The organism is Saliphagus sp. GCM10025317 (assembly GCF_042663665.1).
GTDB lineage: Archaea > Halobacteriota > Halobacteria > Halobacteriales > Natrialbaceae > Natronosalvus.
Genome location: NZ_JBHTAQ010000002.1, coordinates 60,844 through 72,817, shown reverse-complemented (window position 1 = coordinate 72,817; position 11,974 = coordinate 60,844). Strand labels below are relative to the sequence as shown.

At 63.8% G+C, this 11,974-nt stretch carries 10 protein-coding genes and 5 pseudogenes; 6 read left to right on the top strand and 9 right to left on the bottom strand.

Annotated elements, in window-relative coordinates; genetic code table 11:
- Positions 1-569: pseudogene (locus ACFQS4_RS00940) on the bottom strand (HAD family hydrolase); the annotation flags it as partial.
- Between the two features lie 185 nt (positions 570-754).
- Positions 755-925, bottom strand: a pseudogene (locus tag ACFQS4_RS00935) (HVO_0649 family zinc finger protein); the annotation flags it as partial.
- A gap of 113 nt (positions 926-1,038) precedes the next feature.
- Between ACFQS4_RS00935 and ACFQS4_RS00930 the strand changes: the two are divergent.
- The 3 genes from ACFQS4_RS00930 (at position 1,039) to ACFQS4_RS00920 (ending at position 5,063) form a co-directional block, all read left to right on the top strand.
- Entirely contained in the window at positions 1,039-2,589 is a 1,551-nt protein-coding gene (locus ACFQS4_RS00930) for a bacterio-opsin activator domain-containing protein (RefSeq protein WP_500191762.1), read from the top strand.
- 141 nt (positions 2,590-2,730) lie between these two features.
- Complete coding sequence (locus ACFQS4_RS00925; RefSeq protein ID WP_253437063.1) at positions 2,731-2,913, top strand: DUF1328 domain-containing protein; 183 nt, start codon at positions 2,731-2,733, stop codon at positions 2,911-2,913.
- A gap of 230 nt (positions 2,914-3,143) precedes the next feature.
- A complete protein-coding gene (locus tag ACFQS4_RS00920; protein WP_500191786.1) occupies positions 3,144-5,063 on the top strand; it encodes an aldehyde ferredoxin oxidoreductase family protein in 1,920 nt (639 codons plus the stop codon).
- A gap of 117 nt (positions 5,064-5,180) precedes the next feature.
- On the opposite strand, the gene ACFQS4_RS00915 is transcribed toward ACFQS4_RS00920, so the two are convergent.
- Both ACFQS4_RS00915 and pan2 read right to left on the bottom strand, forming a co-directional pair.
- Positions 5,181-5,663 carry a pyruvoyl-dependent arginine decarboxylase gene (locus tag ACFQS4_RS00915; RefSeq protein ID WP_500191782.1) on the bottom strand — a complete coding sequence of 161 codons (483 nt, stop codon included), beginning with the start codon at positions 5,661-5,663 and terminating at the stop codon, positions 5,181-5,183.
- A gap of 97 nt (positions 5,664-5,760) precedes the next feature.
- Positions 5,761-6,983: pseudogene (gene pan2 / locus ACFQS4_RS00910) on the bottom strand (proteasome-activating nucleotidase Pan2).
- 166 nt (positions 6,984-7,149) lie between these two features.
- On the opposite strand from pan2, the gene ACFQS4_RS00905 reads away from it, so the two are divergent.
- Both ACFQS4_RS00905 and ACFQS4_RS00900 read left to right on the top strand, forming a co-directional pair.
- Entirely contained in the window at positions 7,150-7,539 is a 390-nt protein-coding gene (locus ACFQS4_RS00905; RefSeq protein WP_500191701.1) for a DUF7522 family protein, read from the top strand.
- Between the two features lie 361 nt (positions 7,540-7,900).
- A pseudogene (locus ACFQS4_RS00900) lies at positions 7,901-8,442 on the top strand (DUF5813 family protein).
- A 181-nt stretch (positions 8,443-8,623) separates the two neighbouring features.
- Here the strand turns inward: ACFQS4_RS00900 and ACFQS4_RS00895 are convergent.
- Positions 8,624-8,852, bottom strand: a pseudogene (locus ACFQS4_RS00895) (Lrp/AsnC ligand binding domain-containing protein).
- Positions 8,853-9,010: 158 nt separating this feature from the next.
- On the opposite strand from ACFQS4_RS00895, the gene ACFQS4_RS00890 reads away from it, so the two are divergent.
- On the top strand, positions 9,011-9,208 hold the full coding sequence (locus ACFQS4_RS00890) for a heavy-metal-associated domain-containing protein (protein WP_500191752.1): 198 nt from the start codon (positions 9,011-9,013) through the stop codon (positions 9,206-9,208).
- A gap of 39 nt (positions 9,209-9,247) precedes the next feature.
- Here ACFQS4_RS00890 and ACFQS4_RS00885 read toward each other — a convergent pair whose 3' ends face one another.
- The 4 genes from ACFQS4_RS00885 to ACFQS4_RS00870 are packed head-to-tail and all read right to left on the bottom strand — an operon-like array spanning position 9,248 to position 11,974.
- Complete coding sequence (locus ACFQS4_RS00885) at positions 9,248-9,856, bottom strand: hypothetical protein (RefSeq protein WP_500191749.1); 609 nt, start codon at positions 9,854-9,856, stop codon at positions 9,248-9,250.
- Positions 9,853-10,314, bottom strand: a complete 462-nt coding sequence (locus ACFQS4_RS00880) for an oligopeptide/dipeptide ABC transporter ATP-binding protein (protein ID WP_500191779.1) — start codon at positions 10,312-10,314, stop codon at positions 9,853-9,855. The genes ACFQS4_RS00885 and ACFQS4_RS00880 overlap by 4 nt, the downstream gene beginning before the upstream one ends.
- Positions 10,290-10,907: an ATP-binding cassette domain-containing protein gene (locus ACFQS4_RS00875; protein ID WP_500191776.1), complete on the bottom strand. Its 618-nt coding sequence runs from the start codon at positions 10,905-10,907 to the stop codon at positions 10,290-10,292. Before ACFQS4_RS00875 ends, ACFQS4_RS00880 begins: the two co-directional genes overlap by 25 nt.
- Positions 10,904-11,974 carry an ABC transporter ATP-binding protein gene (locus ACFQS4_RS00870; protein WP_500191743.1) on the bottom strand — a complete coding sequence of 357 codons (1,071 nt, stop codon included), beginning with the start codon at positions 11,972-11,974 and terminating at the stop codon, positions 10,904-10,906. Before ACFQS4_RS00870 ends, ACFQS4_RS00875 begins: the two co-directional genes overlap by 4 nt.

The following is an 11,974-nucleotide window of genomic DNA, read 5'->3' as shown; positions in this document are numbered from 1 at the left end:
GTCGTGGCCGACGCGTTCGACGTGGATCGCGTCGAGACCCGCGTTCCAGGCAGCGCCGACGTCGCCAGCACCGTCGCCAGCGAGGACGCCCCGGTGTCCGTTTTTCGCGACGCCCAGGTTCGTCATCACCCGTTCGACGGGCGTGGGGTCGGGCTTCCAGCCCGTCTCCGGGGTACAGCACAGCACGTCGTCGAACCAGTCGCGAATCCCGACGTGGTCGAGGACTGGATCGGCCAGGAACTGCTGGCAGTGGGTGACGAGGCCGACCGGCGTCTCGAGGTCGCCGACGAAGGCGGCGTCCTCGTGGAGGTACGTCTGTTCGGCGCGGACGAGCGGATCCTCCTCGGCGTGGAAGGCGTCCCAGAACGCCGACGGCTCGATGCCCCAGGCCCTGAGCGGGCGTCGCGGGAGCCGGTGAGGCCGTTCCAGAGGATGTCGGCCTCCCGGTCGGTGAACTCCCGGCTGAGTCGGTCACCGACGCGGTCGAACACCTCGCGGGTGTAGGACCACTCGACGTCGACCAGGGTTCCGTCGAGATCGAGGAGCCAGAAGTCGTACTCCGAGACCATGTGGAGCTACCAGTAGTCGTCCCGCTTAAGTGTGTGTCGCCGCGAGCGCCGTCGCTCTCGGTTCGCCGATTTCCCACGTTATTCGTGTCGCCCGTCACACGTCCTTCACGTCGCCCGTCACACGTCACTTCCTCATGAGCGCAGAACTCACCGGCGCGGTGTCTCGAGCCTGACCTCCTCGTCTCGACGCCGGCACAGGAAGGACAGACGAACCGGTAGTGGATGGACCGTCCGGACGTCGTCACGTGCCAGCCCGCGTCGTCGCCGTCGTAGCCGCACTCTCGGCACCGGGCGCTGGTTCGATCGAGTCGCTGGCGCAGCCTTTCGAACGGAGACCGACTTCGCTGTATAGACATGTGTTAACATACAACTCGAGGTCGTATAATTGTCCGCATCAGTCACGAACGAAGAATGTTCACCACCACGACAGGGACTGGCGTTTTATGACCGGCCCGAAACTAGAGTGAACATGGACGACACCGACGGACGAGACGGGGAGGGCGACGTCGATCGAGCCGTGAAGGCGAGGGCGGTCGACGAGGCACCGATCGGCGTCTCGCTCTCCGATCCGTCACGCGAGGACAACCCGCTGGTGTACATCAATCCGGCCTTCAAGCGACTCACCGGCTACGACGACGAGGCGGTTCTCGGACGAAACTGTCGATTCCTCCAGGGGCCGGACTCGAGCCCCGAAGTCGTCGCGGAAATGCGGGCCGCTATCGAGGACGAACGGCCGACGACAGTCGAACTCCGGAACTACCGAGATGACGGCACCGAGTTCTGGAACGAGGTGACGATCGCTCCCGTTCGCGACGAGACGGGAACCGTCACGCACTACGTCGGCTTCCAGAACGACGTCACGGCCAGAAAGGCAGCCGAGTTTGCCCTCGAGGAACGAACCGAGGAACTCGAGTATATCCTCGAGCGCGTCGAGGGATTGATCCAGGACGTGACCAGCGTCGTCGCTGGATCGACCTCCCGGAGCGACCTCGAGACCACAGTGTGTAGCCGAATCGCCGAGGAAGCCGCCTACGAGGGCGCCTGGATCGGCGAACGCAATCCCGCAACAGACACGCTCGAGGTGCGAGCGAGCGTCGGCGTCGACCCTGACGATTTGTCGATTGACGCCGATCACCCCGCGACGACCAGCCTCGCCTCGGAGTCCGTCGTCGTCGACACGGTCGAGGGGTGGACTCACGCCTCCTTCCCGCTCGTCTACAACGGCGTCGAGTACGGGACGCTGACGGTCTGCAGCGACGACTCACACGAGGTCGACGACCGCGAGACGATCATCCTCTCGGCGCTCGCACGGGCGGTCGCCAGCGGGATCAACGCTCGCGAGACCAGTCGCATGCTCGCGACCGACGCCGTCGTCGCCGTCGAACTCGAGATGACCGACCGCGACCTCCCACCAGTTGGGGTCAGCGCCGAGACGGGCGGTCGCCTCGAGTACCGCCGGTCGGTTCACGGTTCGGGTGACGACACGGCGTCGCTGTTTACGGTCACGAACGCTGGTGCCGAGGAGCTGGCCGCGGTCGCCGAGGGTCTCGAGGGAGTCGACCTCGCAGTTCTCGTCGAGCGGGCGGACCGCATGTTAATCGAACTCGACGCCGAGAACGACCTCGTCGAGTGGCTCTCCGAACGCGGCATTCTCGTCCAGTCGATCGAGGCCGAGGACGGCCGTGCCCGCGTGACCCTCGAGATTCCGCACTCGACGAACGTCCGCAGCGTCGTCGAGTCGGTTCAGGCACGGTACGACGGAACGGACGTCATCTCCTTTCGCCAGCACGAACGTGGCGACGAGACGCGCGAGGAGTTTGCCGCCAGACTCGAGGACGAACTCACCGAGCGCCAGTTCGCCTCTCTGCAACGGGCGTACCTCGGCGGCTACTTCGAGTGGCCCCGTCCGACCACTGGCGAGGAACTCGCCAGTTCGATGGACGTCTCGCGACCGACGTTCCACGAACACCTGCGGAATGCTGAAGCGAAACTCTGTCAGGCGTTTTTCGAAGGCAAGTGAGGCGAACGTTCGTCGAAGGCGAGCGAGGCGAAGAAAGATCACCCTATACTCGCTTACTGCGCCGTAGTCGGCCCTTAGGGTCGAAAATCGAGTAGGACAGTCACCAGCGTTTATATACTCGTTTGTGGTGGCAAGGCACACATGCTCGAGATTCCACTCCAGATCGGTGGCGGCGGCTTCCTGTACTGGGCGATCATCTTCTTCGTCCTGGCGATTATCGCCGCGGCGGTCGGGTCTCGCGGCGTCGCCGGGGTGAGTATGGAGATCGCACGGATCTTCGTGTTGATCTTCATCATCCTCGCGGTCGTCGCCCTGTTACTGTAGCCGCCCTCGAATGTCGGTACGGAGAAACCGAGACTCGAGGCCGGAAACCAGAAAGAAGAGGCTGGAGAGAGGAGACCGGAAATCAGAGAGAAAATCAGAGAAGCGACGCCAGTGTACGGACTCGCCACCGGCCGAGTCCGTCGTCTTCTTCGCGACGTAAGTGGATCCGGTTACGTGCCTGTGGGAACGCCTAACAGGCTTCACCACGAATATAACGAACAGGGTTTACCATGACAGAACTCGGCGGTTTTCACGACAGGGTTGCTCGCATCGATCTCTCCTCGGGGTCGGTCGACTACGAGCCGATCGACGACGAGGACGCCAGGAAGTACATCGGGGCTCGCGGCCTCGGCGTGAAGTACGTCTTCGAGAACGGCCCGGACGTCGACCCGGAGGGACCCGAGAACCTGCTCGCGTTCATGAACGGTCCGCTCACTGGCTCGCAGGTCCCGATGTCCGGTCGAATCGCGGTCTGTACCAAATCGCCGCTGACCGGGACCGTCACCGACAGCCACCACGGCGGCTGGTCCGGCGCGCGGCTCAAGTGGGCCGGCTTCGACGGCCTGCTGTTCGAAGGCAAGGCCGACGAACCCGTCTACGCCGTCGTCGAGGACGGCGAGGTCGAACTCCGTGACGCCTCTCACCTCTGGGGAAGCGGCGTCCACGAGACGCGCGACCAGCTCGAGGAGGAAGTAGACGGCTCCTACGGGAAGAACCTCTCGTTGATGGCCATCGGGACGGGCGGCGAGAACGGCGTGAAGTACGCCTGCATCATGAACGAGGACGACCGAGCCTCCGGTCGGGGCGGTACCGGTTGCGTGATGGGGTCGAAGAACCTCAAGGCGGTCGTCGTCAAGTCGACGACGAAGATGCCCAAGCCCGCAGACCAGGAGACGTTCAGGGAGGGCCACCAGCAGGCGATGAAGGCGATCCAGGAGTCGGACGTCACCGCGCCCAACGAGGGCGGCCTCTCGATGTACGGGACGAACGTCCTGATGAACATCGGCGAGGAGATGGACGGCCTCCCGACGAAGAACGCTCAGTACACCTCGACCGAGAGCATGCGCGAGGCCGAGGGCGCCGACATCGACGCCGAGCGCGTCTCCGGGGAGAATGTTCGCGAGAACATCCTCGTCGACGAACCGACCTGTCACTCCTGTCCGGTCGCCTGCAAGAAGGAAGTCGAGGTGCAGACGATGCACAAGGGCGAGGAGATGAACGTCCGGACGGAGTCCTACGAGTACGAGTCGGCCTACGCGCTCGGCCCGAACTCGGGGCACACCGACCGCGACGCCGTCGCCCTCATGATCGAGCGCTGTAACGACGTGGGCGTCGACACCATCGAAACGGGGAACATGATGGCGATGGCCATGGAGATGTCCGAGCAAGGCAAACTCGAGGAGGGCGACCTCGAGTGGGGCGACTACGAGACGATGATCGACATGATCGACCGAATCGGCCGCCGCGAGGACGACCTCGCCGACCTGCTCGCGGAGGGGCCGCGCCGGGTCGCCGACCGCAAGGACGCCCAGGACAACTCGCTCGCGGTCAAGGGCCAGACCATCGCCGCCTACGACCCGCGCTGTATGAAGGGGATGGGCATCGGCTACGCCACCTCGAACCGGGGCGCGTGTCACCTGCGCGGGTACACGCCCGCCGCCGAAATTCTCGGCATTCCCGAGAAGGTCGATCCTTACGAGTGGGAGGGCAAGGGCGAGCTGACCGCCGCCTTCCAGGACCTCCACGCCATCTCCGACAGCTTCGACATCTGCAAGTTCAACGCTTTCGCGGAGGGCATCGAGGAGTACGTCGACCAGTACAACGGCATGACCGGCCTCGACGTGAGCGAAGACGAACTCATGGAAGCCGGCGAGCGCATCTACAACCTCGAGCGCTACTACAACAACCTCGCCGGCTTCGACGGCTCGGACGACTCCCTGCCGGCGCGCTTCCTCGAGGACGGCATCCGCGGCCAGGGCGCCAGCGAGGGTGAGTACTGCGAGCTCGATGAGATGAAAGAAGAGTACTACGAGCACCGCGGCTGGGTCGACGGCGTCGTTCCCGACGAGAAACTCGACGAACTGGGCATCGACATGGGCCCCGGTACCGGCGTCTCGCTCGGCGACTCGCCGGCTCCGGCGGACGACTGATTGCCAGGCCGACTCGTTTCCGATCACCGGCCATTTTTCGACGCGAATCGACCCACTCGAGCGGCGTTCAGCCGGCTCGCTGACTCCATCTGCGCCTCGAGACTCGGCTAAAACCCGCTAGCAGATCGGCTCGCTCTCGCCGTACACCGCCAGCACCACGGCCGTCGCGTAGCCGTCCGGTTCCCCCCGAACCGTCTCGATTCGCGTCTCGGGTTCGTCGAACACCCACTCGCGCAGGGTCTGTCCGCCCGCCAGGCCCTCGAGCACCCGGGACTCGACGGTGGCCGGATCGGCCTCGCCCGCGTTCTCGTAGAACAGGCCGGGACCGTTCCCCGAATCGGACTGGGCCCAGGCGAGCGCGGAACTGGCGCGTCCTTCGCCGCGAACGGTCGCGCGGGCCTGTACCACGGTGAGTCGTTCCCCGGCGGGGCCGAGGTCGGGCGCCGTGCCGACCGCTTCGACGTCGGCAGCTGCGGGAATCACCGACGAGACCGTCACGAGGTTGTAGTTTTCGACGCCAGCGTCGGCCAGGGCGGCGTCGTAGGAGGCCATCTCCGTCGAGGCGGTCGCCGATCCCCAGGCGACGCGGATCGTGCTCATGAGCGGGAGTCGGGGACCGACGGCGTAAGGGCTTGCGATTTCGCTGTCGTCGTGCCGGTACGTAAATTGCGGGGAGTGTGTCGCTCGAAGGCGTAGCTCAGTCGAAGAAGTAGTTCGCCGACGTGACGACTTCCCGATCACCGGCCTCGATCTTCTCGAGGGCGGCCTCGAAGTCCGACTGCCCGACGGTCGTCCGGTCGTCGCGGATGGCGAACATCCCGGCTTCGGTCGTGACGGATTCGATTTCCGCGCCCGTGAAGCCGACCGTCTGTTCGGCGAGGTCCTCGAAGTCGACCTCGTCGTCGACGTTCATGGCTCGCGTGTGAATCTCGAAGATCTGCTGTCGTCCCTCGCCGTCTGGTTCTGGAACCTCGATGAGGCGATCGAACCGACCTGGACGGAGGATCGCGTCGTCGAGCATGTCGAAACGGTTCGTGGCGGCGATGATGCGGATGTCACCGCGCTCGTCGAACCCGTCCATCTCGCTCAGGAGCTGCATCATCGTTCGCTGGACCTCGGCGTCGCCGGAGGTCTTCGACTCGGTACGCGTAGCGGCGATGGCATCGATCTCGTCGATGAAGATAACGGCAGGTTCGCGCTCGCGGGCCATCTCGAAGAGGTCCCGAACCAGTCGGGAGCCCTCGCCGATGAACTTGCGGACGAGTTCGGAGCCGGCCATCTTGATGAAGGTCGCGTCGGTCTGGGTGGCGACGGCTTTGGCGAGCATCGTCTTCCCGTGCCCGGCGGCCCGTAGAGCAGGACGCCGGCCGGTGGTTCGATCCCCACGTTCTCGAAGAGTTCGGGCTGGGCGAGCGGTTGCTCGACGGCCTCCTGACTTCGCGAACCTGGTCGTCGATCCCCCGATGTCCTCGTAGCTGACGTCGGGTTTTTCCGTAATCTCCATCGTCTGCGCACGGGCGTCCGTCTCCGCCGAGAGGATCCGCTGGATACCAAAGGAATCGTTGACGGCGACGCGGTCCCCGTACTCGAGTTCCTCGGCGAAGTCGGGGCCGATTTCGGTGAGTACCTCCTGGTTGTTCCCGTGTTGCTTGACGATCACCTCGTCGCCCAGGTGGTCTTCGACGGTCGCGAGGTACAGCGACGAACTCTTGAGGACCTCGTTTTCGCGTTTGGTGCGGTCGACCTGTTCTTTGAGTCGCGTTCGCCGGTCGCGGGCGGCGTCGAGTTGCTCTGACAGCTGCTCGCTGGCCGCTGTCAGCTGCAGAAAGTGGTCGTGGAGCGCTTCGAGTCGTTCTTCGTCCGGGAGATCGGGATCGATCTCCCGACTCGTGTGTCGGGGAGCGAGGGACTTCGAGACATCCTGACGACCGAGCATAACTGCCGACGGTACATCTGCCTTTGGGTCCCGGTGAGGATATCGACGCGGCCCCGGTTCGCCGGCGAACGTCCACGGCTCGGGCCCGGCACCCGTCGGCCGTCTGTCGCTGCCCGCGCCATTTAAGCGGCCGGGGTTCCCTTTCCCGGTATGGCCACGGGTCTGCTCACGGACGAACGAGCCGATCAGATCGTCACCACCTGTCGAACCGCCGTCGGCGACAGCCTCCGGTCGGTGACGTACTTCACCCGGGACGACTTCGAACAGCTGTACCTCCGCGACGACCTCGAGCGCGACGCCGACCTCACGAGCTTCATCGGTCACGAGTGGCGCGGCTTCAAGACCGCCCAGACCGCCTACGAGGGCTCCGAACTGGGCGACTACGAGTACACCATCCGCGTATTCGAAAACGGCTTTCTCATCCGCGTGACGACCGATCGGGAGGGCGTCTTCGCGACGACCGACGGGCTGACGGTCAAGGACTTCGAAGAAGTCGCAACCGGTCTCGAGTCGTTCTTAGGCGAGCGCAACCGCGAGTAAGCGCCGTTAACACGCTTCCGACCGCTCGTCGTCGTCGCCTGACTCGCCCGGTCCGTCGGGGAGCCGATCGGTAATCCCGAGCCGAGTTCCCCGTCGGTGCCGAGCAGTCGAGCGAACCGTCGTTTCTCCGCAGCGTACTTATCGAGTGCCATGCTTCCGACGAACGGTCGACCCACGTGTAGTTATGCACGACATTAACGCTGTTTCCCACCGTTGTTTACGGCGAAACGGACGGGAACCGATCGAACGCCAGTAAAATGGTTAGAAAAATGATGGGACGATTCTATTGAACCCTGACATCGCAAGCCCAGGCCGTGCCGCTGTCGTAACACCCATTTTCGCACCCACCCTTCGCCCACGTATGACGAAGCTACCGACGGCCGTCGCTGACACACTCGAGGCGCACGAGGCGTTTTCGCCGCTCGACGACGCGACGTACGCGCTCGAGACCACGGTCTTCGAGGCGCGCGTGAGCGTGACCGCCGCCGAGGGGCGGCGAGACGGCTCGTTTACCGTCGTCGTCCGATTGCCGACGCTCGACGCGGCGACCGCCGACCGCGTTGCCCCGGTGGTCGAAGACGGCTGGTTCGAGACGTTCGAGCGTCGACTCGCGGACGTGTTCACGGTCGCCGAAACCGGCACGCACGACGCGCCGCGAATCGACCGCGACGAGGGCGTCGTGACGGTCACCCTCGAGTACGTCGCCTGGGACGCCAGGAGGGGGTCGACGACGCCAAGGCGCTGATCGAATACGTCGAGGGAACCTACGCGCAGGGCATCATTCCGGGGTACGAGTACGAAGGGCCCGCAGCGACGCTGGTCGAGAACGCCCAGACCGCGGGAGAGCGGGCTGCCGAAGGCGCTGCTGGCGACCATGGCGACGAGTACGACAGCCCGTTTTAATCACGCTTACTTGCCTCGACTCACGCTGAACGGATGCGTCCGCATTAGTGGTAGTGGCTCGAGACGTACTGCCCCATCTCTCGTTCCTACGAACTCGAGCGATAGATTCCTCCGGCGCGTTTGATCCGGTCCACTCGAGCGACGGACCTGCCGCGCAGTACGCAATCTCGCAAACGTCGTTTCAGTCCATCGCGATGTAGGTCTTCGTATCCGAAACCCCATCGAGACTCTGGATATCGCCCGAAGCCGCCTTCAGGACGCCGTACACCTCGTCGGCGTCGACCTCGGCGATGATGTCGTAATTTCCGGCGACGATGTGGGCGTCCGAAACGCTCGAGGTCGCGGATGCCCGCCAGGAGCCCTTCGGATTTGCCGGCAGCGGTCTTCACCATGATGAACGCGTGAACCATTACTTTGTGGTACTCCTTGGCACGACTAAAGTGTTTGCCCGGCCACGGACGCCGACGTCTCGAGAACCCGTCGAAACTTTCGTATCAAAAGTCCCGCGGTGGTTACAACGAGAGGTCGAAGCAGTAACTGGCAAAAACCTGGAGCCCGAAGTGAGTGTATGGCACGAACCATCACGGTAACTGGCATGAGCTGTGGCGGCTGCGAGGACACGGTCGAATCGGCGCTCGAGGACGTCGACGGCGTCGTCGAGGCGTCGGCGGACAACGAATCGGACGCCGTCACCGTCGAGGGTGACGCCAACGTCGACACGCTCGTCGAAGCGATCCAGAACGCGGGCTACGACGCCTCCGCCTGAAATCGGCCCACTCGCGAACGCCCGCTCGTTCTACACGTTTTACCGGTCGATCGGATCGTCGATCCAGTTGTAACAGCGAAAGTGCTCCGGCCGCTTTTCGCTCGTGAGCATCTCGAGGGGGATGAACCCCTCGCCGCCGCGAGCCCCCGCCTCGCGCTCGTCGGGATCGTCGGAGAAGGTCATGAGCTTCGCCTTCACCGAAAACGTGACCTCGAGCGTGCCCGTGTGGTTTTCGTCGGGGTCGAACCGCATCGAGACGTCGCCGGCGCCGACGCCGAAGATGGCCCGATCGGTCGGCGTCGAGACGCCCACGTCGTGACTGGCGAGTCCGCTCGAGAGGCCCTCGAGCCACGCGCGCATCGACTCGCGGTCGAGCGGTTGCTCGAGGTCGAACCCGCCGTCTGCGTCCATCGACCCCGATTCGAACGCGAAGTCGGGGTAGGCGAGTTTCTCGTCGGGGAGGACGTGAGAACTCGTTTCCGGGTCCGGCGGGGTTTCGGGGACGCCCAGTTCGTCGCTGATCGCCGACCGGACGGTCGCTTCGGCGTTCGACGGGTCCACTGGTGTCGCATCGCACACTTCTTCCGTTTCGTCGTCCGTTTCCGCCGAGGAGTCGCCGTCCATTCTCTCGTCGCTATCTCGAGTCATGGTCCATAGTCCTCCTGGTCGCTCGCTCGAGCGACACGCTCTGCGAAGTGGCACTTCGAAACTGTCCCCTCGAGGTCGACCACGTTGGGGACGTCCGTTCGGCACTGGTCCTCGGCGATTGGACATCGCGTGTGGAAGACGCACCCGCTCGGCGGATCCACTGGACTCGGGATGTCACCCTCGAGAATGGTCGCGTCGAGCACCGACGTGGTGGGATCGAGATCAGGAATCGACGCGAGCAATGCCTCCGTGTAGGGGTGACCGGGCGACGTGAACAGTCGCTCTGCCTCGCCGACCTCCATCAACTCGCCGAGGTACATAACCGCGATACGATCGGCGATGTGCTTGACGACGCTCAGGTCGTGGCTGATGAGGACGTAGGTGAGATCGAGTTCCCGCTGGAGGCGCAACAGGAGGTTGATAATGCTCCCTTTCACCGAGGCGTCGAGCGCCGACACTGGTTCGTCGAGGATGAGCACCGTGGCTCCGTCGCAATCGCCCTGGCAATCGCGACTCGCTGGGCTTGACCACCTGAAAGTTCGTGGGCGTATCGATCGACGTAGCGCGCTGAGAGGTTTACCTGTTCAAGCAACTCGGTGATACGGTCCTTTCGTTCGACCCGCGACCAACCCTGCGTCTTTAGCGGTTCGGCGATCGCCTGCGCGACCGTCATTCGCGGATCGATGCTCGATTTGGCGTTCTGGAAGATGACTCCGAAGTCCGCGAGCAGTTGGTTCGAGCGACCGCTGACGGATCGAACGGCCCGACCATCGATTCGGACGTCACCTGCCGTCGGCGTGTGAAGTCCCGTAACGAGGTTCGCGAGCGTCGACTTCCCGCTCCCGCTCTCGCCGACGATGCCGAGCGTCTCGCCTTCGTACACGTTCAGTGAGACGCCCGAGACGGCGGTGATCGTCGTCCGAGTGCCGAACAGGCGATCGATCAGGGAGTCTTCGAGGGCGAACTCCTTCGTGACGTTCTCGAGTTCGACGACCGTGGTCGCATCACGTTCGTGTTCGCGTTCCTCCGCCGATTCGACTGGCGTGCTCATCGTTCTCCCTCCGTGTCGAGGGTTGAGGCCAGCGAGAGATCGTCGTTCACCCGACGAATTTCACAGCACTTCGCTCGGTGGTTCTCGCCGCAGTCTACCGTCGGCATCGGTCCCGACCGACACGCCTCGCGAGCGTAGTCACACCGCGACGCGAACGGACACCCCGTGACGTCGCCGAGTTGATCCGGAACCTGCCCCTCGATCGTCTCTAACTGCTCCTTCCGCGCGGTTTCCTGGGGCATGCACTCGAGCAACGCCTGTGTGTAGGGATGTTTCGGTTCTTGCAGGATCTCTTCGACCGGTCCGCTCTCCATGACCTCGCCGCCGTACATCACGATCACGCGGTCACAGATATCGGCGACGACGCCAAGGTCGTGGGTGATCATGACGACAGACATATCGCGTTCGTCTCTGAGCCTGGCGATGATTCGAAGGATCTGCGCCTGAATCGTGACGTCGAGGGCCGTCGTCGGTTCGTCGGCGATCAGGAGGTCAGGCTCACTCGCGAGTGCGATCGCGAGCATCGCTCGCTGGCGCATCCCGCCGGAGAACTCGTGGGGGTAGGCGTCGAGTCGTTCGGTCGGGTTCGGAATGCCGACCTCTTCCATCAGATCGACGACTCGCCCACGCTTTTCTCGCCAGTCGGAGCGGTCGTGCAAGAGGGGAACGCGTAGGTACTCTCGAAGCTTTTGTGACGTCGGATCGTCGTGGATCTTCAGCGATTCGACGATCTGTTCGCCGACCGTAAAGACCGGGTTGAGCGTCGTCATCGGATCTTGAAACACCATCGAGAGACCGTCGCCGCGGATCCGGCGGATCTCGCGGTCGTTTGCCGTCGTCAACTCGGTGTCCCTGAACCGTATTGATCCATCGGCGATTCGTCCGGGGTCTTCGAGTCGCATCGTCGAAAGCGCGGTGACGGATTTCCCGCTTCCGCTCTCGCCGACGATGCCAAGAATCTCTCCCCTGTCGACGTCGAAACTCACGCCGTTGACGGCGTGAACGGTTCCTTCGTACGTATCGAAACAGGTGTGTAAATTTTCGACCGAGAGCAGTGGTTCTGTCAT

Bases quoted from the DNA above. Each gene is read 5' to 3' on its own strand.
- ACFQS4_RS00930 (WP_500191762.1), top strand. From the start codon at position 1,039: ATGGACGACACCGACGGACGAGACGGGGAGGGCGACGTCGATCGAGCC.
- ACFQS4_RS00925 (WP_253437063.1), top strand. From the start codon at position 2,731: ATGCTCGAGATTCCACTCCAGATCGGTGGCGGCGGCTTCCTGTACTGG.
- ACFQS4_RS00920 (WP_500191786.1), top strand. From the start codon at position 3,144: ATGACAGAACTCGGCGGTTTTCACGACAGGGTTGCTCGCATCGATCTC.
- ACFQS4_RS00915 (WP_500191782.1), bottom strand. From the start codon at position 5,663: ATGAGCACGATCCGCGTCGCCTGGGGATCGGCGACCGCCTCGACGGAG.
- ACFQS4_RS00905 (WP_500191701.1), top strand. From the start codon at position 7,150: ATGGCCACGGGTCTGCTCACGGACGAACGAGCCGATCAGATCGTCACC.
- ACFQS4_RS00890 (WP_500191752.1), top strand. From the start codon at position 9,011: ATGGCACGAACCATCACGGTAACTGGCATGAGCTGTGGCGGCTGCGAG.
- ACFQS4_RS00885 (WP_500191749.1), bottom strand. From the start codon at position 9,856: ATGACTCGAGATAGCGACGAGAGAATGGACGGCGACTCCTCGGCGGAA.
- ACFQS4_RS00875 (WP_500191776.1), bottom strand. From the start codon at position 10,907: ATGAGCACGCCAGTCGAATCGGCGGAGGAACGCGAACACGAACGTGAT.
- ACFQS4_RS00870 (WP_500191743.1), bottom strand. From the start codon at position 11,974: ATGACAGAACCACTGCTCTCGGTCGAAAATTTACACACCTGTTTCGAT.